The sequence below is a fragment of the Arthrobacter rhamnosi genome (assembly GCF_054510855.1).
The window spans coordinates 74,149-92,965 of sequence record NZ_JBTNDT010000002.1 but is presented as its reverse complement, the minus strand read 5'-3'; the positions used below and the strand labels follow the sequence as shown (position 1 = coordinate 92,965).

Genomic DNA, 18,817 nt, shown 5'->3' with positions numbered 1-18,817 from the left:
GTGCCACTGCCCGTTCCCGCGACCCCCGGGGCGATCTTGGAACTCGTGCGTTCCGGACAGGTCCGCACCCGCCGCCAGCTGCAGGACATCACCGGCCTGTCCCGCTCCACTCTGTCGCTACGCACCTCGGTGCTGACCGCCGCGGGATATCTGAAGGAGACCGGGCAGGTGGCCGGCTCCACCGGCCGGCCGGCAAAGATCCTGTCCTTCGACGAGGAACGCCAGCTCGTCGTCGCCGTCGACCTCGGAGTGAGCAGGGTCAACATCGCCCTGCTGGACGGCGGCGGGCAGATCCTGGTGCAGGCAGCGAATGATTCGACGTTGACCACCGACCCCGACGACACGGTCCGCTACCTCACCCGGCGCATCAACGAACTGGTGGCCCGTTCCGGACGGGACCGCACCCACATCGCCGGCGTCGGTGTGGGGATCCCCGGCCCTGTGCGCTTCGACACCCAGCGTCCCAACACGCCGCCGCTGATGCCGGGCTGGCATGACTTCCCCTTCTCGGAGCGCCTCAACGAGGCATTGGACCTGCCGGTGTTCGCCGACAACGATGCGAACCTGATGGCGCTGGGCGAAGCCCGTGCCCGGTACAGCGACCTGCCGAGCCTGTTGTTCGTCAAGGTCGGCACGGGGATCGGTGCGGGAATCATCCTGCACGGCGAGCCGGAACGCGGACAGGCCGGAGGTGCCGGCGACATAGGCCACATCCGCATCGTCCGGGAAGGACGCGGTGCGCCCTGCTCCTGTGGAGCTACCGGGTGTTTGGCCACGGAGGCCAGCGGAGGCGCGTTGGCGCGGAAGCTGAGTGAGACGGGGGCCCCGGTCGAGAGCACCCAGGATGTGGCGCGCCTGCTGCAGTCGGGCGACACTCGAGCGACGGACCTGGCTGAAGATGCCGGACACCTGCTGGGCGAAGTCCTTGCCACCTCCGTAGCCTTGCTGAACCCCGCGGTCCTCGTCCTGGGCGGCATCATTCCGGCCACCAGTCCCCAGTTCGTCGCCGCCGTCAAGGAATCCATCTTCGGCCGCACCGTTCCCCTCGCTACCCGCGAGCTCAGTATCGTCACCAGTTCGCTGGGCTCCGACGCGGGGCTGCAGGGCGCCCGACACCTCGTCATCGGTCAGACTTTCTCACCCGCCGCTGTCGACGCCCGCCTCGCCTCGGTCACCTGATACCGGTTCCCGCCCCGCCACAGCGCGATGAAAGGTCCTTCCATGCATGACCCGCTCGACGTTCACGACCTCGTCTCGGACGAACTGCGGCAACTCGGCGAGACCGGCCATGACGTCACCCAGTTGTCCCGGCGCCTGGCCGATACCGAGAGGCACGACCGGCAGGGTCTGGAGAACCTCCTCGCCGAGCTGGCGGACCTTCCACGGACCGGCCCATGGGAGTACGAGGAACCCGACGCGCTGCCCGACATCCTCGACAGCATGCCGGCCCCGCCGCGTCCGGCCGGCACGCCCGCCCCTGGCCCCGGATTGCACGACCGCATCCTGGGGGGATGGCTCGGACGCATCGCCGGCTGCAACCTCGGCAAGCCGATCGAGAGCGGGGACTACTGGACCAGCGACCGGATCCGCTCCTACCTCGAGCTGACCGGCTCCTACCCCCTGCGGAACTACGTCCCGGCGATGGACCCGATGCCCGAGGGCTACCGCCTGGAGGAGAACTGGGTGAACACCACGCGCGGGCGGGTCGCAGGATCGGACCGGGACGACGACATCGACTACACCATCCTCGCCCTGCACATGCTCGAACGCCACGGGATGCAGCTGACGGCGGCCGACGTCGCCGCGACGTGGCTGGCCTATGTGCCCTACCTGCGGGTCTTCACCGCCGAGCGCGCCGCCTACGTCAACCTCCTCACCAACGTTCCCATCGGGGCGGTCGGGACCACCCGCAACCCTTACCGCGAGTGGATCGGTGCCTTGATCCGTGGGGACGCCCACGGCTGGACGCAGCCCGGGCGTCCGGAGCGGGCGATCCTCAGCGCCTACAACGATGCGAGCCTCTCCCACCGTGCTAACGGCCTCTACGGGGAGATGTGGTCGGCAGCGCTGATGTCCTCTGCCGCGACGGCATCGACCGTCACCGAAGCGTTCGAGCGATCACTGCACTACGTGCCGGCCCGCTCCAGGCTCGCCGAAGCCCTGCACCGGGTGCGGGACCTGCACCGCAGCGGCGCGACCTGGGACGAAGCGCTTCGGGTCATCCAGCACCACTACGGGCACTACAGCTGGGTCCACACGGTCAATAATGCGGCCATCATCACGGCCGGCCTCCTCTGGGGCGACGGCGACTACACCGCCACGGTAGGCCTCACCGTGCAGGGTGGATGGGACACCGACTCCAACGGGGCCACGGCAGGTGCGGTCGCCGGGACCGTCCTGGGCGCCGCGGCCCTGCCGGAGCACTTCGTCGGACCTCTTCAGGACCGGACCCGCTCAGCGGTCTTCGGCTACGACAACTCCCGCATCTCCGACCTCGCCCGCCGTACCATCACCCTCGCCACGGCGCACGCCGCAGCGTGAGACCGCCACGAACACCGGCGCATCCCGGAGGATGACCACCTCGTCCGGAGCGGCCGTCGGTCGCGCAACGGTAGGCGGTCATCGATGCGGGTGTCGGCGATGTAGACGGGCTCCCCGGTGGACCAGGCGCGCATGCAGGGTCCCTGGCCGAACTCGTACTGCAGGTTATCGGCCTCGAGGACGTCGGGGTCGGTCGCTCCGACGCTCACGCGGGTGCCGTCCTGATCGATGATGCTCACGCCGGCGCCCTCGGCGGCGGTGATGATGTCCCGGGCGATCTCCGCGAGCCCGTTGACGGCGTCGTGGGCGGTCTGCTCGGTGAGGAGGTACCCGTTGCTGCGGCCGAAGATCACCAGGAGTTCGCCCGATGGTGAGGAATCAGATGGTGAGGAATTCGGGGGTAAGGAATTCGGCGACGGATCGGAGGGTGTGGTGTTCACGGTGGGCCTTCAGCTGTCCGACGCAGGGGCGTCACCCCTTGCAGGTGGGAGGCTGTTGGCTGAACCCCCGTGGATGCCCGCACGCGCAACGTCTACTGCTCACTGTACTGCTGCTTTCCACGCAGAGGAGGGCCGGCCAGTTGCTTGACCGGACCCCGAAGAACGAGGAGCTCAGAGGAGGGCGAGCGCTCGCAGCCCTCGGCGAAAAGCGTCGATTTCATGGGAGGTAAGGGACGTAAGGGAAGTGTTGACGGTTTCCCCGAGCTCGTTCTGTATGCGGCTGTGCTCGTTGGAACCGGTAGGCGTGGGGTGAAGGCAGATTTTCCGGCGGTCCGCGACATTCGGTCGACGTTCGACCAGCCCGGCGTTCTCGAGGCGGTCCGTCACAGCAGTCATGCTTGCAGTGGAAAGGTCCAGGACGTCCGCGAGGACTTTGGGGCTGAAGGCCTCGACGCCGGCATCGGCCTCGACGATGAGTGCCAGGGCCCGGGCGGCAGTGACATTCATGCCGGCCTTCTCGGCCAGGTCTTTCTCGACACCCGCCAGGTAGATGGAACTCCGTCGCAGAAGATCCACCGTCGGCAGATCATCCGGCTCCGTCAGATACCTGCCTGTGCTTGATGTCATGACCCATGCCTACCACGAAGTCCCGATACTCCGAGCCGTCCGCGGCTTCCCGCGATGGGGCCGAGGGGACGACCCTAGGGATAGTCCACCCACTGGCCGGTGCCTTCTTCTGGGCATCTCAGATCGGCGCCCTTTTACCTTCGCTCCGGGCGATGATCTCCGTTGTCTGCTGGATTGTCGGTCGCGAATTTGTCCCTCTGTGGACTGTGAAACTGGCACGAAATCGGATTGGTGCTCCTGTGAAACCTGGTGCTGTTGTGATGAAGCATCACTTGGAGCGCTCTCACAACCCACCCGATGGTGGCGGGCTTCATCACCTCGTAAGAAGGACATCCAGGAATGCTGTTTTCCCTTTCACCGTCACTGCCCCGCGCCGGGCGCGTCACTTCCGGGCTCGCGGCAGGACTCCTCGCGGCGGCTGTCGTCGCCGGTCCTGCGGTCGCTGCACCCAAAGCACTTCCGCTGGACCTCAGCACTGCCGGCGTCGCGGAAGTCCAGGCGGGCCTGGCCTCCCGCAGCTTCACCTCTGAGGCCCTGGTACAGGCCTATCTCGAGCGCATCGATGCATTGAGCGTCAACGGACCACACCTGAACTCCGTGCGCTCCATCAACCCCTCGGCGTTGACCGATGCGAAAGCGCTGGACGCCGAGCGCCGGAAAGGCAAGATCCGGGGCCCGTTGCACGGTGTGCCTGTGCTCGTGAAGGACAACATCGATGTCGCCGGCATGCCCACGACAGCCGGTTCAGTGGCCCTTGCAAACTCTTTTCCTGCTGCCGACGCTCCGATGATCACTGAGCTGAAGAAGGCCGGTGCGATCATCATCGGTAAGACGAACCTGACCGAGTTCGCGAACTTCATGACCAACGGAATGCCCGCGGGGTACAGCTCGCTCGGCGGTCAGGTGCTCAACCCCTACGACGCCAGCCAGACGCCGAGCGGTTCCAGCGCAGGCTCGGGATCGGCGGGGGCCGCAGGGCTTGCGACACTCACCATCGGTACGGAAACCTCCGGATCCATCCTCAGCCCTGCCCGGGCCAATTCGCTGGTGGGCGTGAAGCCGACCGTGGGCATCGCAAGCCGGACCGGGATAATTCCGATCTCCGCCACACAGGACACCGCGGGCCCCATGACGAAGTCCGTGTACGACGCTGCGGTCCTCCTGGGCGCGATGAGCAGTGTTGACCCTGAAGATCCCGCAACCGCGGCCAATCCGAGCGACAACGTGGACTTCACGGCTGCCCTCAGCGACAGCGCCCTGGAGGGGGCTCGGCTCGGCTACATCGCGAGCAACACCGACCCGGTGTACACGGCTTCGCTCGAAGCGTTGCGTGTGCAAGGTGCAACCTTGGTTCCCGTCACCGTCGGCGGCACCACGGCGCCGAGCATCCTCACCCTTGAGTTCGAACGGGACCTCAACACCTATCTGGAGCGCCTGCCAGAGAACGCGCCGATGGACACGCTCAGCGACATCATCGCCTACAACAGCGCCAACGCACCGGCGGCGCTGAAGTTCGGGCAAACGCTCCTGACAGACTCCGAAGCAGTCGATCTCAACGATCCGGCACAGCTGGCGCAGTACGAGGCAGCACGTGATACCGGCCTGACCGAGACCCGGGCCGCTATCGACACCGTGTTGACCGCGAACGACCTCGACGCGATCGTTTCCAACTCGGGAACGACCGGTGTCGGTGCGCGGGCGGGTTACCCCTCCGTGATCGTGCCGTCAGGCTACTCCGAGGCCAATCGGAGGCCCTCGGGCGTCGTTTTCCTCGGCACTGCCTGGAGTGAAGCGGACCTTCTTGGTTTCGCCTACGACTTCGAGCAGGCCACGAAGGCCTGGCAGTCACCGCAGAACATCAACCCGTCCCTGTTCCGCTGCACATCAGTGGTCCCGGCCTCGGAGTGGGACGCCTCCTGCACAACCACGACGGCGAAACCAGGCAAGGGCAACAAGTAGGCCCTTAGCTCATGTGGAGGTCGCTGCCTAGCCGAGGTGGCGGCCTCTCCATGAGCTGGGTATGCGGTGCAGCCGACGAACCAGGCCTCACGGTGCTACCCGGAGCCCGAAGTGCTTCGTCCCGATGTGAGTTTCATCAGCAGTTCAGTTCCTCGACGACTTCTGGACGAAATCATCAGGAAATCGGCACTGGCTATAGTCGGCTGACCAACGTCTGGAGGAGATCATCGTGAGTGACAGTTTCGGTCGGGATGCAGCGGAGACCCTGGTCAGTGGTCTCGGCAGGCGCAGGTTCATGGGGGTCGTCGCCGCGTTCGGGACATTGGCGACAGCGACGGGGTGCACCGGTACGCAGCCGGTGGCGTCAGGGAGCACAGGGACCGCGTCGGCGGCGAACGCATCAGGGGGAACCTCAGCTACTGCGGGTAGCACACCGAGTGGATTCGGGGAGATCCTCCAACCCAACAGCGGCACCATTCCTGGCGACGCGTATCTGGCCTCGACTCCTGAGGAGGTGTTGTGGGGGTATGTGCCCACCGTGCATGCCGCCCCTGTGCTGTCCGTCCGGTCGGGACAAACCGTCACGATCGATGCGTTGTCCCACGAAGGGATTCTGGAGGACCAGGGGCGGAACCCGCTCGAGTACTTCGGTGGACTGGGTGTGCCAGAAAGTAGCGTCCTGCAGGACGCTGTAAGTATCGCGGCCGAGTACAGCAGGACGTCCAGGAACTTCGACGCCGACGGCCCGCACATCGTGACCGGACCGGTAGCGGTCGAGGGGGCGGAACCAGGGGACGTGCTGAAGATCGAGACTCTCGAAGCCGTCCCGAGGGTGCCGTACGGGGTGGTGTCCAGCAGACACGGGAAAGGCGGCCTTGCCGTGCAGCCGGAGGTCAAGCCGCCGGCAGGGATCACCCTGGAGGAAGTGATGCCTCCCGTTGCTACCGACAACAGGGCATCGGGTATCCCCTCGGACTACGGAAACGTGTCGGTGTTCACGGCCATCGAAGACGGTAAGGCAGTGATGAGCAGTGGCGACATGAAAGTCAGGTTCGCGTTGCGTCCCTTCCTGGGAATGATGGGCGTGGCATTCGCCGAGTCCGGCGGACTGACATCACCAGAAGCTAATTCCGTGCCCCCTACCCTCGGTGGCGGGAACATCGACATCCGCCATCTCGGTCCTGGGTCGACGTTCTACCTGCCGGTCAAAGCAGACGGTGCCCTGTTCTATGTCGGGGACCCGCACATGGGAATGGGGGATGGTGAGGTTGCTTTGACAGCGATGGAAGGGTCGCTGCGAGGTACCTTCCGGCTCACCGTGTGCAAGCCCGGTTCCGGAGACGCCCCTTCCGTTGCCTACACGTATCCCTTCGGTGAAACGAAGGACGCTTGGATCCCGATCGGGTTGTCGGACCCCGATGGGCTCGCAGGAGGAGGAGTCAGCGGAGATTTGAACGTGGCCATGCGACGAGCCATCATCAACGCTCTGGACTTCCTTCAGAACGATCGGGGGATGGACCGCGCCGTCGCGTACGCTTATCTGTCCGCAGCAGCGGACTTCGCGGTATCCCAGGTAGTCGACAGGACAGTCGGCGTTCACGGACTCATCAACAAAGCCGACTTCGCATAGAAGAGGGATTTCGACAGGGCCACCGGGGTGGGTAAGCGGCACCGTCATTGATCCGTCAAGGATCTGCAAATGTCACGAGGACGTTTACCGGGGCTGGAGGCGGAACTAGGTTGAGGTCATCGGGCCCGTCTGATCATCGTATGAAGCCGACGGGTGTCCCGGTTCCTGCTCCATCCAGTCCAAAAGCCCGCCAGCGGCGGGCTGTACAAGGAGGAAGACAGCGCCATGGCACAGAACCTGAATCAGCCCATCACCGATGACAGCATCAAGGTCCGGCAGCTCAGCCATTACCAGTTCAGCTGGGTGGCGGGAGAGCCGGGCCAGCCTGGCTCGTGGACCCTGCAGTTGGTCCTTGACCAGGGGGCATGGGAGGAGGTCCTCACCATCGACGCCGATGATGCCGACAACCTTCAGGACCTGCTCTCCTCGGCCGAGACGGTGTACTACGACGTGCAGCGCCGGACCCTGATGTTCGGCACCACAGAAGCCGGTCACCACTGACGGCGAGCCCGCCCGGCGCGTTCGGGTCCGAAGGACAGTGCATCATCGCATCCTGCGTCAGGTGAGGGAGATGACCTCGTAGGTGTGGCCTGCCGCGCGCAGCCGCTCCACCAGGACGTTGCCGAGGGCAGTTGCCGGAGTCAGCGATCCCGCGGCGGGCGGCAGGCGGTCGCCGTCGAGGGCCAGGGAGAGCGCAGTCTCCCCGGCCATCACGGCGGTGGCGGCATATCCCGGATCGCCCGGCCCGGCTGCGAGGGCCCGGTACCGCCGGCCGCTCTCCGTGGAAGCGGTCACCTGGGAACGGAACCAGCCCGAGCGCCGCGCGGCCTCGCTCGGGCCGGCACCGGGCGACGGAAGGACGCGGTCCAGTAGCTTCCTCGTGGGGGGTAGGGCCAGTGCGGCTCCGAACACCCGTAGGCCGAGCGCCGTCGCTCCGGCGACGACGGCGCCGGCGGGCCCCCGCCCCATCCCCATTACCTCGCTGTACCGCAGGGACCGGCCATAGGCCCAACCCTGCAGGGCGTTGCTGCGGCGCACGATCCGCGTGTTCGCTGACGCCATGATGAAGGGCGCGGTCCACAGGCCGTCCTCCGACCGGCCTACCCACCCCAGGTCCGACGGCTGCCGGGTCGAGGGCTCCGCCGTCCGCTCCGGACTGAGGGAGTAGGGATCGCCTGCGAGCGATCGCAGGACAGGGTCCGACCGCATGCCGTCGAGCTGCCCACGCATCGACTCGATGGTGCCACCGCTGAATCCTCCTTTAGCCCGGGCGAGGAGCTGCACCTCGGTCAGTCCGCCCGCGCCGTCGGCCTCCGCGGCCTGATGGAGCAGGAGCACCGCGAGGTCCGACGGGACGGAGTCGTAGCCGCAGGCATGGACGATCCGTGCACCGGAGGTTCTTGCTGCGGCGTCGCAACGGTCGATGGCTTTCCCGACGAAGGACACCTCGCCCGTCAGGTCCCCGTAGTGGGTGCCGGCGCGGGCACACGCCTCGACGACGGGCAGTCCGTACTTCGCGTAGGGACCCACCGTGGTGAAGAGAACCCTGGTACCCGCGGCCAGCGCAGCGAGCGAGTCGGGCTGATCCGAGTCGGCCTCGATGAGGTCCCAGTCGTGTGCGGCGGCGGGCAGCCTGGAGCGTACGGCCTCGAGCTTCTCCCCCGACCTCCCGGCGAGTCCCACGCGCAGGTCCGGCGGAGCGTTGTCCGCAAGATATTCGGCGATCAGTTCACCGACGAAGCCGGTTGCACCGAAGAGGACGAGGTCGTGGTCGCGCACTGGGGCCTGCATGCCAGCAGTCTTCCACGGCAGCGGCAGGACCGACGCCGAGAAGTGCCTACCTCCACGGTCCTTGGTCGGGTTCTGCAACAGAAAGCTCCGAGGGTCTAGACATCAGGCATCGGTGCTCCACCGCGGCCCCAGCGTTCAAGCGCGCTGATCGCCTCGCGTAGGGCAAGCCCACGATCGGTCAGCGCGTAGGCCCTGGTGTTGTGCCGCAGGGGCAGGCGGGACAGCACCCCGGCAGCTTCGAGCTCACGCAGGCGGGTGGCGAGCATGTTCGTCGGCACTCCGAGGTCGCGTTGCAGGTCGCCGTAGCGTTGCGGCCCGTCGAGCAGCCGCTCCACGATCAGCAGCGCCCACCGCGCTCCGACGATGTCGAGGGCTGCGGCGAGGTCGCTCACGCGGTCGGATCGGTGTCCGGCTTCATCCAGAACGGCGAGTAGTGGTAACCGTCGGGGTCGTCGAACTGGCGCTGGTACATGAAGGGGTAGTCGTCGGTGTCACCGATCCGCCCACCCGCGGCGCCTGCGCGTTCAACGAGCTCGTCGACCGCTTCGCGGCTGCCGAGATCGAACGAGACCGTGACCTTCGAGGGTGTGCCGGGTCCGCCGACCAGCTCTTCGGCCCCACCGACGCTCGCGTACATCTCGCGGCTGCCGAGCATGACGTACTGCTCGGGCGCGATCGCGAAACACGACACATTGTGGTCGGACATCTCGGCGTTGAGGGTCCAGCCGAGGGCGGTGTAGAAGGTGGTGGCACGGTCGACGCTTTCGACCGGGCAGGTGATGAAGAGGCTCATGCGGTCATACTTGCAAAATGCAAGTGACGTGTCAAGACCCGGTGCTGCGCCCTGTGGTGGGCAGATGCGGGCAGCACAGTCCGGCCTGGACCAGAGCGCAGGCCTCAAGCGTGGCTCCCTGTTGTGGGATTACCCGTGGAATCACTTTCAGGATGACTCGATCCGCGTAATGGAAGTCTTTCAGGAAAGCACCGTCCTCTTGGTATCCCGCGGGCACCCGCTTGCCGGACGCGACGAAATCCGGATCAGCCTCGGTTCCGGTGCACCTCTGCGGCGCGTATTACTGGCCCAACGACAAGACAAGGTCTATGCCCCGGCTGAAATCGCATTCCACTCCACCCTGCTGGAAATCGCCCGAGAACGAGTCGGAGATTACCTGTAGCAACGCAGCGGATCATTTCACCGACGGACCCTCAGAGGGCGGCTCTTCGTGAACCCGATGAGGGGTGGGTTCAGTGGGCTTCGTTGTAGGCGTCGATGATCGACTGGGTGATCCTGCCGCGTGCGCTGGGGTTGTGGCCGTTGTCCTGGGCCCACTGGCGTATCTGCTGGGTGTTCTCGCGCTTGACCCGGCTCGATGACGTGGAGTTCGAGGAGGCCTGCTGCCCGCCCTGGTTCCTGCGGTCGGTCTTGGCTTTCCGGGCTCTGCCGACGTATTCAGCCAGTGCCGTGCGCAGCGCCTGGGCGTTGTCGGTGGTGAGGTCGATTTCGTAATCGGTGCCATCGATGCCGAACCGGACTGTTTCCTGGGCTTCTTCACCGTTGAGGTCATCAACAAGCTGCACCTGTACGCGCTGCGCCATTTTCTTCATACTCCTGAGTTATTCAAACCGAACCGATGAACCCCCAGGGCATGACTGTACCGCGCAATTCTGTAGCGCGCAGTCTGTCACCGGCGGATATCGGTCGTAGTTCACGTCGGGTTCTTATTTTGATCCCTGTCGGGGACCGGGGTCACCGAATTGGGCGATGTCCAACGTTCTCGGTGAATGATGAGCAACCCAGCCCTTCACGATGATGCATGCACATTGTGTCCGCAACTGCATCGGTTACTGCTGCAGCACCCGGAGAAGGAATTTCTTTGTCCGCTCGCGCATTTCGTCCACTCGGCGCCGGACGACGGCGGCGGGATCCGGGTGGATCTCGTTGGCGGGCGGCTCCCGTCGTCCATTGGAGGAGCAGCTGAAGTCGGCGCAGACGAGAGTTCCGACGAGCGGTCGTCGTCGGCCCGTCGACAGCTGCCCGGGTTCTCGTCTGCTGTAGGGTCCCTGTTTATGCCTGATGAACGAGAGCTAGGCCGGGAAGCCGAGGAGGAACCGCTTGCTGCCGTGTTGCAGGATGTGGTCCTCGACAGTGAGGACGTCAAGGATTTCCTGACGGGATTGACCGAAGTCGCTGCCGCTGCGTTCTCCGGGGCGCACGGTGAGGTGTTCTGCGGCGTCACCCTCCTTCGCCCCCATTCAAAAGTGACTGTTGCGAGCAGCAGCGAGAGGGCACGCCAGATGGACGAGGTCCAGTACGGCTTCGATGACGGACCCTGCTTACGCGCCGCACGTGAGGACTACACCGTCCATATCCGGGATTTCCTCACAGAGACCGAGTTCCCCGAGTACCGACACGCTATTGCCTCCTACGGTGTCCGTTCGGCGCTGGGGGTCCCTGTTCGGCTCGATGAAGGCGCAAGTGCCGGCCTGGACTTCTACTCCACGGAACCGGACGCGTTCGACGAGAAGGGCATTCTGGTGGCGGAGCGTATCGCCCGGGACGCTTCGAGGTCGCTGCGCCTGGCAGTCCGAATCGCGAAGTTAACTGATACCACGAGGAACCTCGAAGCGGCGATGAGTTCGCGCACCATGATTGACCTGGCTGCCGGTGCGATCATGGCGCAGAACAGGTGCAGTCATGAACGGGCTATGGACATCCTCCGCTCAGCGTCCTCGACCCGGAACATCAAGCTGCGGGACCTCGCGGCGAGCATCCTGGCATCCGTCGGACAGCCAGCACCTGTGAACACACACTTCGACTACTGATACTGGGCACCTTCGGCTTCCTAGACCGCGCATGTCCCGTTGGCGCCCGATTCCGAACTACTGCTGATCCAGTCCATTTCATGACTGGATTACACGTTGAGAGCCCCTCACCCAAGGGGTTTTTCCATGTTGGGGGACACCTCGGTGCCCGTCGGCGGGTGGTTCGGCAGCTCAGTAGCCCTCTGGCTTGGTGGCGATACCGTCCAGCCACAGGTGGTCTTTCGGGTCGCTGTGGGTGCTTCCCGTGCCGACGTGTCTGCCACCGATGCTGTCGCCCTTCCTGATGACGTGCACCATGGCCATACCGTGCCCTCGCCCAAGGCCGTATTCTTCCGACAGCCAGGTCAGAATGGGTCCTGCCTTGGTCTCAGGACCGATACCGCGCTGATGGGCGATCTCGATCAACTGGCGCGGGGTAAGCCCCGTCTTCTTCTCGACCGCATCGAGGTAGGCCTGGAACGACATGGATGTCTCCTCTCTTCCGGCCAGTGTGCCGCATCCCCTGGGAGCTCGCTAGCGTATAGCTAGCTACGCCAGCCCTCGTGAGGATTACTCGCGATTGACCCTCGTGCGGGCAGAAACCGGGTCCGGCCGGGGGGAGATGGGTGATGCGGTTCAGAACACTCCAGGTCCTGGGGTGCCCCCGATTGGCGTATCTACCCTGCGGTGCGTAATGTCGTCCATGCGCCGCGGGGTGGAGCAGTTCGGTAGCTCGCTGGGCTCATAACCCAGAGGTCACAGGTTCAAATCCTGTCCCCGCAACAAGAGGGCACCTACTCACGATCGTGGTGAGTAGGTGCCCGAACTTCATTAAGCCGGGGTCTGCTGCACGGATAGGTGGCATCTAGTGAGCGCTAGGCCGCCCTCCATACAGCTTGCCGGCCGTCCCTATGGTCGTCGGTGAGGTGGGACTACGCCTCACAGCTCCACGAACTGAATTTGCGAGAACTCGTCTTCGCCCACGACCGATTTGATCCAGGCAATCACCTCGGTCTGGTCGGTGCGGTACGCGAAGTCAGTGCCCCTGCAGTAGGCGTTCAGACCGAACGACGTGACGGCAACGATGACGTTGGACTCGAAGCCGCCGTAGAAGACGGGGCCGCCGGAGTCACCCGAGCAGGTGCCACCCCTGCCTTGTCCATTGCCGGTGGTCTGCAGGTTGAATCCGCCCGTAAGCGCGCTGTTCAAGTTGGTCAGCTTCGACTGGGCCATGAGCCGCTCGCGAAACGAGACGACCTCCACAGGGCTGCTGTAGCTGAGGCCATAGCCACTCGCCGTGAACGTGATGTCCTGGCGACCGCGCTGCGTTGCCAGGTGGTCGAGCGAACCGGCAACGGCAAGTGCGCCGTACTCCTCGAGTTCGATCGGCTGGTCCAGAATCACGATGCCGACGTCGTGCGTGTTCGGGAACCCGGCGAAGTCCTCGAAGCCGTAGTCGTAAAGCTCATCGGAGGTGGCGCACAGCTCACCGAGGGTGCCCTCGGCGCAGAACTCCGGGTAGCCGCTCACTGGGTCGAGCTCGTTCGCCGGATCGTAGTTCACGCCGGCGTCCTGCTGGAAGTACACGCGTGCGGTGACGGCGCCGGTGTCTTCGTCGGTGCAGTGCCCGGCGGTCAGGAATACGGTCGGGGTCAACAGTGATCCCGAACAGCGATGAGTGAACTCACCGCTCTCGTCATAGAACACGATGAGGCCAACGAAGGGATGCTCGTTGTCCTCGACGTAATTGCCGGTGATGGCGGAGGCAGGGGCCGCGGGCCCGAAAACAACCGCACAAAGAGCGAGTAACAGCACGAACGTCTTGCGCATGATGCCTCCCGGTAGCAAGGACGACGGTGTCTGGATGCGATCACCGTAAACCCAGTCGAGAGGTGGGTCAATGAGTGAGAACGAGGCTGGACGACCGTCTGGCATGGCGGGCCGTCGGCTCTCGTTTTCGGGGCTGCTACAAGCGCTCGAGAGCGTAGTCTTCCGTGCACGATGGTGTGGCTCTGACCTTGAACCTGGACCCTAACTTCTCATCGATTGCGTTTGGTCCGCCCTGGTTCGCGGTTCCTTGATCCACGAGGCTTAAGAACGATGTCGACGTTGTCGCTGCAGTGGAAAGCGCGACGATCACCTCGTCCCAGCGGGAGTACCCAAACAACTGTGCAGTCCTCGGCTAGAACGTCGACGACGGCTTCCTATGAAAAGTTCTTCCCGTCCTGGACTGTGACAGGATCTCGGGGCTGCAATTCCATCCAGTTCTTCCGCCCTACCCGGTAGGAAGAACTGATCGGGTAGAGATGAGCGTACGGTTTCACTCGCCGCATCAGAGTTTCCTCCCATCGCCGGTTCCGGTGGTTCTGTCGATGGCGCAGGCGGATCCCAGGAGGAGCAGGGAACCGAGGCAGAAGATCCCGGGCATGCCCAAGGGAACGGATGCCACCCCGAGGATGAGGGGCACTGTTGTTTTGGGCGAAGCGGTTGGCCGTGAGCCGCAGGCCCAAGGCTGCTAGGGGTCTTGCCTGACTGATGGTGGAGCTGGCATCCCCAAGGTGCCAGCTCCACCATCAGTCGTGCGAGGTTCAGCCTTCGATCGCGGCGATCTCGTTGGGTACGCCAGGGAGTTCGTCCGAGGACGTGATCTCGCCGGTGGCGATGTCGACGGCGTGGAGCTTCCTCGCCGCGGGGTCGGTGATGTACGCGGTGCCTCCGACGACCTTGATGGCGGGGTGGGGATCCTGCCACTCGGCGGGGCCTTCCCAGGCATCGATCACGGGGGTGGAGTCGGTGATCTCGCCGGTCTCGGGGTCGATGCTGTGCAGGGCCCCGTCCGAAGCGATGATGAGGATCTCGTCGTCCGGTCCGCGGGCCACGTCGCGGAAGGTGTACTCGACGCCATCCGGGAGGTCGATGACCTCCATGGTTCTGGTCTCGGTGTCGATGAGCGTGAGCTGGTGCAGGAGGTAGCCCTCGAGGTCGGGATCGTCCTTGTAGTCGCCGGCGATGATGGGGCTGGTTTCGCTGACGTACGCGTTGCCCATGCGGCCGAATTCGTCCGGGGCGTCGATCTTGGTGATCTCGCCGTTGTCGTAGACGAGTGCGCCGTCGCTGCAGCCGAACACGACAACCTCGTTCATGGCCGTGCCCTCGCCGTGGACGGAGGGGCACTGGTCGTTCGTGGCGACCTCGTTGCCGTCGGCGTCGAGGACCTTGATGCCGGAGCGGCTCTCGGAGTTCCCGACTGTGGTGAGGAAGGTGCCGTCCTCGAGGACGATCGAGACACCGTGGTGGGCTTCCTCGCCTTCGATGACCTCGGTGACCGGGAGGCTGTCCGGGTCCTCGAGGAGGTCGTCGGTGGTGTAGATGGTGGTGTCGCTCGTGCCGTCCGCATAGAGGATGGTCTTGTCGCCGTGCTGCACCACGTGGCCCGCCGTGTCGGCCTCGAACCTGAGGTTGGTGAGCTTCGGTGCCGCCTGGTGGGACCCCGAGGAATCCGTCCACGTGCCGAGGTCGAGGACCTGGAAGCCCTCCGGGACGGTGACGAGGGCGTGGCGTCCGTCGCCCGCGGGGTTCAGGCGCGTGAAGCCGTCGATGGGCATGTCGCCCTCGAGTTCCATCGTGGTGCCGTCGAGGACCATGACGCCGCCGTCGTAGGTGAGGGCGACGCGGGGGGTGGGGGACGCAGCTGCTGCGGCCGAGGTGGTCGTTTCCGGTGCAGCTGTGGCGTTCGACGCCGGCTCCGGAGCGGAGCCACACGCCGTTACCAGCAGGGTGGAGGTGGCCACGGTCGCCGCGAGAGCGAGGTGGCGCCTGCGTTTCGTGGGCAGATTTGCTGTCATGATTTCCTTTTCTTCGTTCGGGGTCTCAGGGCGAGAGCCCGGTGGCGATGCGTTCGGCGTTGGTGCGCATCATGGTGAGGTACGTGTCTGCACCTTCACCGGGGTCTGTGAGGGATTCGGTGAACAGTTCGACGACGTCGACGTCGATGTTCGCGCCGTCGGCGAGGACCTGGACGAGCCGGTCGGGTTGGGAGGACTCGGCGAAAATCGTGGTCACCTGCGCCTCCTCGATGGCTGCGACGAGGTCGCGGAGGTCTGAGGCGCTGGGGGAGGCGAGGGTGGTACCGCCCGGGATGACGGCTCCGATGATCCGGAAATCGTATCGATCGGCGAGGTAACCGAAGACATGGTGGTTGGTGACGAGGTTCCGCCGGTCCGCCGGGATCGTCGCGAAGGCGTCGGTCATGGCCGCATCGAGCTCGGTGAGCTCTGACTCAAAGGTGGAGGATGAGGCTTCGATGGCGTCAGGGTCGATACCGTCCATCCCTGAGACCTGCTCCTGCAGAGCGTCGACGACGTCGGCCATCAGTGCCGGGTCGGTCCAGAAGTGCGGGTCCAGTGCGCCTTCGGATTCGCCTTCCGTGTAGGCGAGGGGTTCGATGATCTCGCCGGCGACGAGAAGGGGAACACCCTCTGACTGGGCGCTGTCGATGTGCTGCTGAAGTCCCTCCTCGAGGCCGAGGCCGTTGCTGACGATCAGGTCGGCTTCGCGCATCATGGCGCCGTCCTGTGCGGAGACCTCGAAGGAGTGCGGGTCGGCATCGGGTTGCATGAGGACGCGGACCTCGGCCTCGTCCCCGACGACGTTCTCGACGACGTCGCCGAGGATATTGGTGGTGACGACGATGAGCGGTCCGTCGCCCCCGGCTGCAGCGCAACCGGGGGCACTGATGAGTGCCATCGCGGCCAGAGCCGAAGCGACGTGCCGTCGTGTTCGGGTCATCGACCGACCTCCGCCAGATGCGCGGGGATGGTGTCGGTGTCGAAGGTGCGGGCGATCCGGGCATTGTCGGCGAAGTCGATCTCGACCAGGGTCTGCTCGGCAGGGGCGTTGAGGTAGGCCCGTTGCTGGTCGAGGGTCAGCTCGACCCCGGCCAGGAGTCCGGGGTCGGCGAGGGTTTGCGGCAGGAGCGGTTCGGTGGCGGTGATCGTTCCGCCGGTTTCGGCCGACATGACAAGCACACGGCCGTCGGCACCGAGGGCGACGACGTGTCCTTCCCGGTCATCCACCGCGGAAACCTGGAGCAGCGGGACCTCTGACGGGATGAACTGCCAGGTGCGTTCCCGGGTGTCCAGCAACCACGCGCCCTGCTCGCCCGCGACGGCGGCGACTGTAGGGCGGCCCTCCCGGGCCCGGAACTCCGTAGCCTTCGGGGCGTCCGCCGCTGCAGGGTAGGGGATGCGCTCGTACACGACCGTGTCGCCGTCGAGCGTTGCGAGCAGGGCGCCGTCATCGCACCCGATCACGGCGCCAACGGATGTGGTGATCGTGCCGCGGGCATCCACGCAGTCCGCGGTCGCACCGTCGATCGGTTCCCCGCCCCTGCCGTACGCCTGCACCGAAGCCGTCGTCGTTCCCTCGGTGCCGGGTCGGGTCAGGAGAGTGAGGTCCGAGAGGGGGACGAGCATCCCGGGGTGAGGCTCGACGGACAGCTCAGCGCGGACATCGAGCTCTCCCTTCGCGAGGGCGTCGTTGTCCAGCACGGTGCCTTTGCCGCTGTCCGGGAAGTAGACGGCCGTGGCAGAGGAGCCGGAGGAGACGACGGCTTCGCCTTCGCCCTCGACGGCGCCGATGATTCTGGGTTCTCCGCTGTAGTAGTGGAAGTGGTCCTCGTGGTCCCAGGTCCACATGCCGCTGTCGACGATCGTCATGGTGCCCGTGGTCGCAGAGGACGCGAAGAGGTACCTCCCGTCGGTCGAGGTGGCACTGACGTCCGGGACGTCGCCGACAGTGGTGGTCGTCTCGTCGGCCAGGTTGAGGAGGTCGATGTGTCCGTCGATGTCCAGGGTCATCAGGTGGAGCTGGGGTTCGGCGACTTCCGTGGAGCCCTCGAGTCTTCCGTGACCGTCGCCGATCTCGGCCGGAGCAGAGCTGGAAGCGGTGAAAGAGCCGCTCGGCGTGTCCGCGGCGGGCTCGGACGGATTGGCCGTGGAGCAGGAAGCGAGGGTCAGGGTAAGCAGGGGGAGGGAGAGCAGAAGGGTTTTAGGCGTTCGCACGAAGGGCTTTCTGTGGTGGATGTGCCGGTTCCGGACCGGCGGAACGATGGAGGGTCTCCAGGGGGCTGTCGGACGAGCTGACAGTGGATCTGTTGGCTGAGGTGGTGCGGCGGCGGGTCATGCCGCGGATGATGTTCGACACGGCGGCGCAGGTGATGGCGGCGAGGGCGATCGATGCGCCGGCCGCGGTCCCGTAGTGCCAGGAGGTCAGGAGCCCGAGGAGAACCGAGAAGGCGCCGATGAGGGTCGCGAGGCCCATGGTCGTCGGGATACGGGTGGTCCATGCCGCGGCGGCAACAGCGGGCGCCAGGAGCAGCCCGATGACCAGCAGCGCACCGACCGCCTGATAGGACGCTACGACGGCCAGGGTCACCAGGCCCACAAGCAGCACCTGGGCCAGGCGTGGCCGCAGGCCCATGACATGAGCGACGCGGCGGTCGAAGGCGAGGGCGACGAAGGAACGGTGGAAACCCGCGGCGATCAGCACCTCAAGGATCAGTGCGCCCACAAGGAGCTGGACTTCACCTGACCCGACGGAAAGGACGTCACCGAAGAGGATGGCGGTGGCGTCCGTGGCGAAGCTGCGGGAGTGGGAGATGATGATGACCCCCGCGGCGAGCATGCCGACGAAGAACAGACCGATGCTCGTGTCATGGGAGAGGCGGCCCCGCCGAGCGAGGAAACTGACGCCGAGACTCATCAGCACGGCACTGAAGGCTGCCCCCACAATGACGGGCACGCCGGCAAGCGTCGCGAGGGCGACGCCGGGCAGCATGCCGTGCGCCATCGCCTCCCCGAGGAAAGCCATCCCACGGATCACGACCCAGGTCCCGACGACGGCGCAGATAGCGGCACACAGCGAGCCGCCGACGAGGGCTCGCAGCATGAAGTCGGTGGAGAAGGGATCCAGGAACAGGTGCACCGGGCAACCCTAAACTTAAATGAGTATCGTTCTCAACGTGATA

19 protein-coding genes and 1 tRNA gene are annotated in these 18,817 nt (G+C 65.4%); 8 read left to right on the top strand and 12 right to left on the bottom strand.

Translation table 11 applies throughout. The annotated features are described in order from the left end of the window. Both ACX80I_RS04775 and ACX80I_RS04770 read left to right on the top strand, forming a co-directional pair. Positions 1-1,179, top strand: a complete 1,179-nt coding sequence (locus tag ACX80I_RS04775; protein WP_459344000.1) for an ROK family protein — start codon at positions 1-3, stop codon at positions 1,177-1,179. 42 nt (positions 1,180-1,221) lie between these two features. Further along, positions 1,222-2,541 (top strand): ADP-ribosylglycohydrolase family protein, encoded by a 1,320-nt coding sequence (locus ACX80I_RS04770; protein ID WP_459343999.1) that lies wholly within the window; start codon positions 1,222-1,224, stop codon positions 2,539-2,541. Here the strand turns inward: ACX80I_RS04770 and ACX80I_RS04765 are convergent. Next, entirely contained in the window at positions 2,469-2,981 is a 513-nt protein-coding gene (locus ACX80I_RS04765; RefSeq protein ID WP_459343998.1) for a GAF domain-containing protein, read from the bottom strand. The two genes, ACX80I_RS04770 and ACX80I_RS04765, sit on opposite strands and share 73 nt — an antisense overlap. A 171-nt stretch (positions 2,982-3,152) precedes the next feature. Then, a complete protein-coding gene (locus ACX80I_RS04760; RefSeq protein ID WP_459343997.1) occupies positions 3,153-3,608 on the bottom strand; it encodes a MarR family winged helix-turn-helix transcriptional regulator in 456 nt (151 codons plus the stop codon). A gap of 339 nt (positions 3,609-3,947) precedes the next feature. Between ACX80I_RS04760 and ACX80I_RS04755 the strand changes: the two genes are divergently transcribed. The 3 genes from ACX80I_RS04755 to ACX80I_RS04745 all read left to right on the top strand — a co-directional run bounded on the left by ACX80I_RS04755 (position 3,948) and on the right by ACX80I_RS04745 (position 7,698). Next, on the top strand, positions 3,948-5,567 hold the full coding sequence (locus tag ACX80I_RS04755) for an amidase family protein (protein ID WP_459343996.1): 1,620 nt from the start codon (positions 3,948-3,950) through the stop codon (positions 5,565-5,567). A 229-nt stretch (positions 5,568-5,796) separates the two neighbouring features. Next, the gene (locus tag ACX80I_RS04750; protein WP_459343995.1) at positions 5,797-7,197 is read left to right on the top strand and encodes an acetamidase/formamidase family protein; all 1,401 of its coding nucleotides are present in this window, start codon (positions 5,797-5,799) and stop codon (positions 7,195-7,197) included. A gap of 225 nt (positions 7,198-7,422) precedes the next feature. Further along, positions 7,423-7,698, top strand: coding sequence for a hypothetical protein (locus ACX80I_RS04745; RefSeq protein ID WP_087075677.1), 276 nt, complete (start codon positions 7,423-7,425; stop codon positions 7,696-7,698). A gap of 57 nt (positions 7,699-7,755) precedes the next feature. Here ACX80I_RS04745 and ACX80I_RS04740 read toward each other — a convergent pair whose 3' ends face one another. The 3 genes from ACX80I_RS04740 to ACX80I_RS04730 form a co-directional block, all read right to left on the bottom strand. After that, complete coding sequence (locus ACX80I_RS04740; protein WP_459343994.1) at positions 7,756-8,988, bottom strand: saccharopine dehydrogenase family protein; 1,233 nt, start codon at positions 8,986-8,988, stop codon at positions 7,756-7,758. 95 nt (positions 8,989-9,083) lie between these two features. Continuing rightward, positions 9,084-9,380 carry a winged helix-turn-helix transcriptional regulator gene (locus ACX80I_RS04735; RefSeq protein WP_459343993.1) on the bottom strand — a complete coding sequence of 99 codons (297 nt, stop codon included), beginning with the start codon at positions 9,378-9,380 and terminating at the stop codon, positions 9,084-9,086. After that, complete coding sequence (locus ACX80I_RS04730) at positions 9,377-9,781, bottom strand: VOC family protein (protein ID WP_459343992.1); 405 nt, start codon at positions 9,779-9,781, stop codon at positions 9,377-9,379. The genes ACX80I_RS04735 and ACX80I_RS04730 overlap by 4 nt, the downstream gene beginning before the upstream one ends. A gap of 64 nt (positions 9,782-9,845) precedes the next feature. Between ACX80I_RS04730 and ACX80I_RS04725 the strand changes: the two genes are divergently transcribed. After that, a complete protein-coding gene (locus ACX80I_RS04725) occupies positions 9,846-10,163 on the top strand; it encodes a type 2 periplasmic-binding domain-containing protein (RefSeq protein ID WP_459343991.1) in 318 nt (105 codons plus the stop codon). A gap of 70 nt (positions 10,164-10,233) precedes the next feature. On the opposite strand, the gene ACX80I_RS04720 is transcribed toward ACX80I_RS04725, so the two are convergent. Beyond that, entirely contained in the window at positions 10,234-10,584 is a 351-nt protein-coding gene (locus ACX80I_RS04720; protein ID WP_459343990.1) for a histone-like nucleoid-structuring protein Lsr2, read from the bottom strand. A 189-nt stretch (positions 10,585-10,773) separates the two neighbouring features. Between ACX80I_RS04720 and ACX80I_RS04715 the strand changes: the two genes are divergently transcribed. Beyond that, positions 10,774-11,811 carry an ANTAR domain-containing protein gene (locus ACX80I_RS04715; protein ID WP_459343989.1) on the top strand — a complete coding sequence of 346 codons (1,038 nt, stop codon included), beginning with the start codon at positions 10,774-10,776 and terminating at the stop codon, positions 11,809-11,811. 171 nt (positions 11,812-11,982) lie between these two features. Here ACX80I_RS04715 and ACX80I_RS04710 read toward each other — a convergent pair whose 3' ends face one another. Then, positions 11,983-12,276, bottom strand: a complete 294-nt coding sequence (locus ACX80I_RS04710; RefSeq protein WP_459343988.1) for a DUF4287 domain-containing protein — start codon at positions 12,274-12,276, stop codon at positions 11,983-11,985. Between the two features lie 223 nt (positions 12,277-12,499). Here ACX80I_RS04710 and ACX80I_RS04705 point away from each other — a divergent pair. Further along, positions 12,500-12,573 (top strand) — tRNA-Met (locus ACX80I_RS04705). 156 nt (positions 12,574-12,729) lie between these two features. On the opposite strand, the gene ACX80I_RS04700 is transcribed toward ACX80I_RS04705, so the two are convergent. The 5 genes from ACX80I_RS04700 to aztB form a co-directional block, all read right to left on the bottom strand. Continuing rightward, positions 12,730-13,620, bottom strand: a complete 891-nt coding sequence (locus ACX80I_RS04700; RefSeq protein ID WP_459343987.1) for a S1 family peptidase — start codon at positions 13,618-13,620, stop codon at positions 12,730-12,732. A 758-nt stretch (positions 13,621-14,378) separates the two neighbouring features. Then, the gene (gene aztD / locus ACX80I_RS04695; protein WP_459343986.1) at positions 14,379-15,635 is read right to left on the bottom strand and encodes a zinc metallochaperone AztD; all 1,257 of its coding nucleotides are present in this window, start codon (positions 15,633-15,635) and stop codon (positions 14,379-14,381) included. Positions 15,636-15,660: 25 nt separating this feature from the next. Beyond that, positions 15,661-16,578, bottom strand: coding sequence for a zinc ABC transporter substrate-binding protein AztC (gene aztC, locus ACX80I_RS04690; protein ID WP_459343985.1), 918 nt, complete (start codon positions 16,576-16,578; stop codon positions 15,661-15,663). Beyond that, positions 16,575-17,852 carry an ABC transporter gene (locus ACX80I_RS04685; RefSeq protein WP_459343984.1) on the bottom strand — a complete coding sequence of 426 codons (1,278 nt, stop codon included), beginning with the start codon at positions 17,850-17,852 and terminating at the stop codon, positions 16,575-16,577. Before ACX80I_RS04685 ends, aztC begins: the two co-directional genes overlap by 4 nt. After that, on the bottom strand, positions 17,839-18,774 hold the full coding sequence (aztB, locus tag ACX80I_RS04680) for a zinc ABC transporter permease AztB (RefSeq protein WP_459343983.1): 936 nt from the start codon (positions 18,772-18,774) through the stop codon (positions 17,839-17,841). Before aztB ends, ACX80I_RS04685 begins: the two co-directional genes overlap by 14 nt. Positions 18,775-18,817 lie beyond the last annotated feature (43 nt).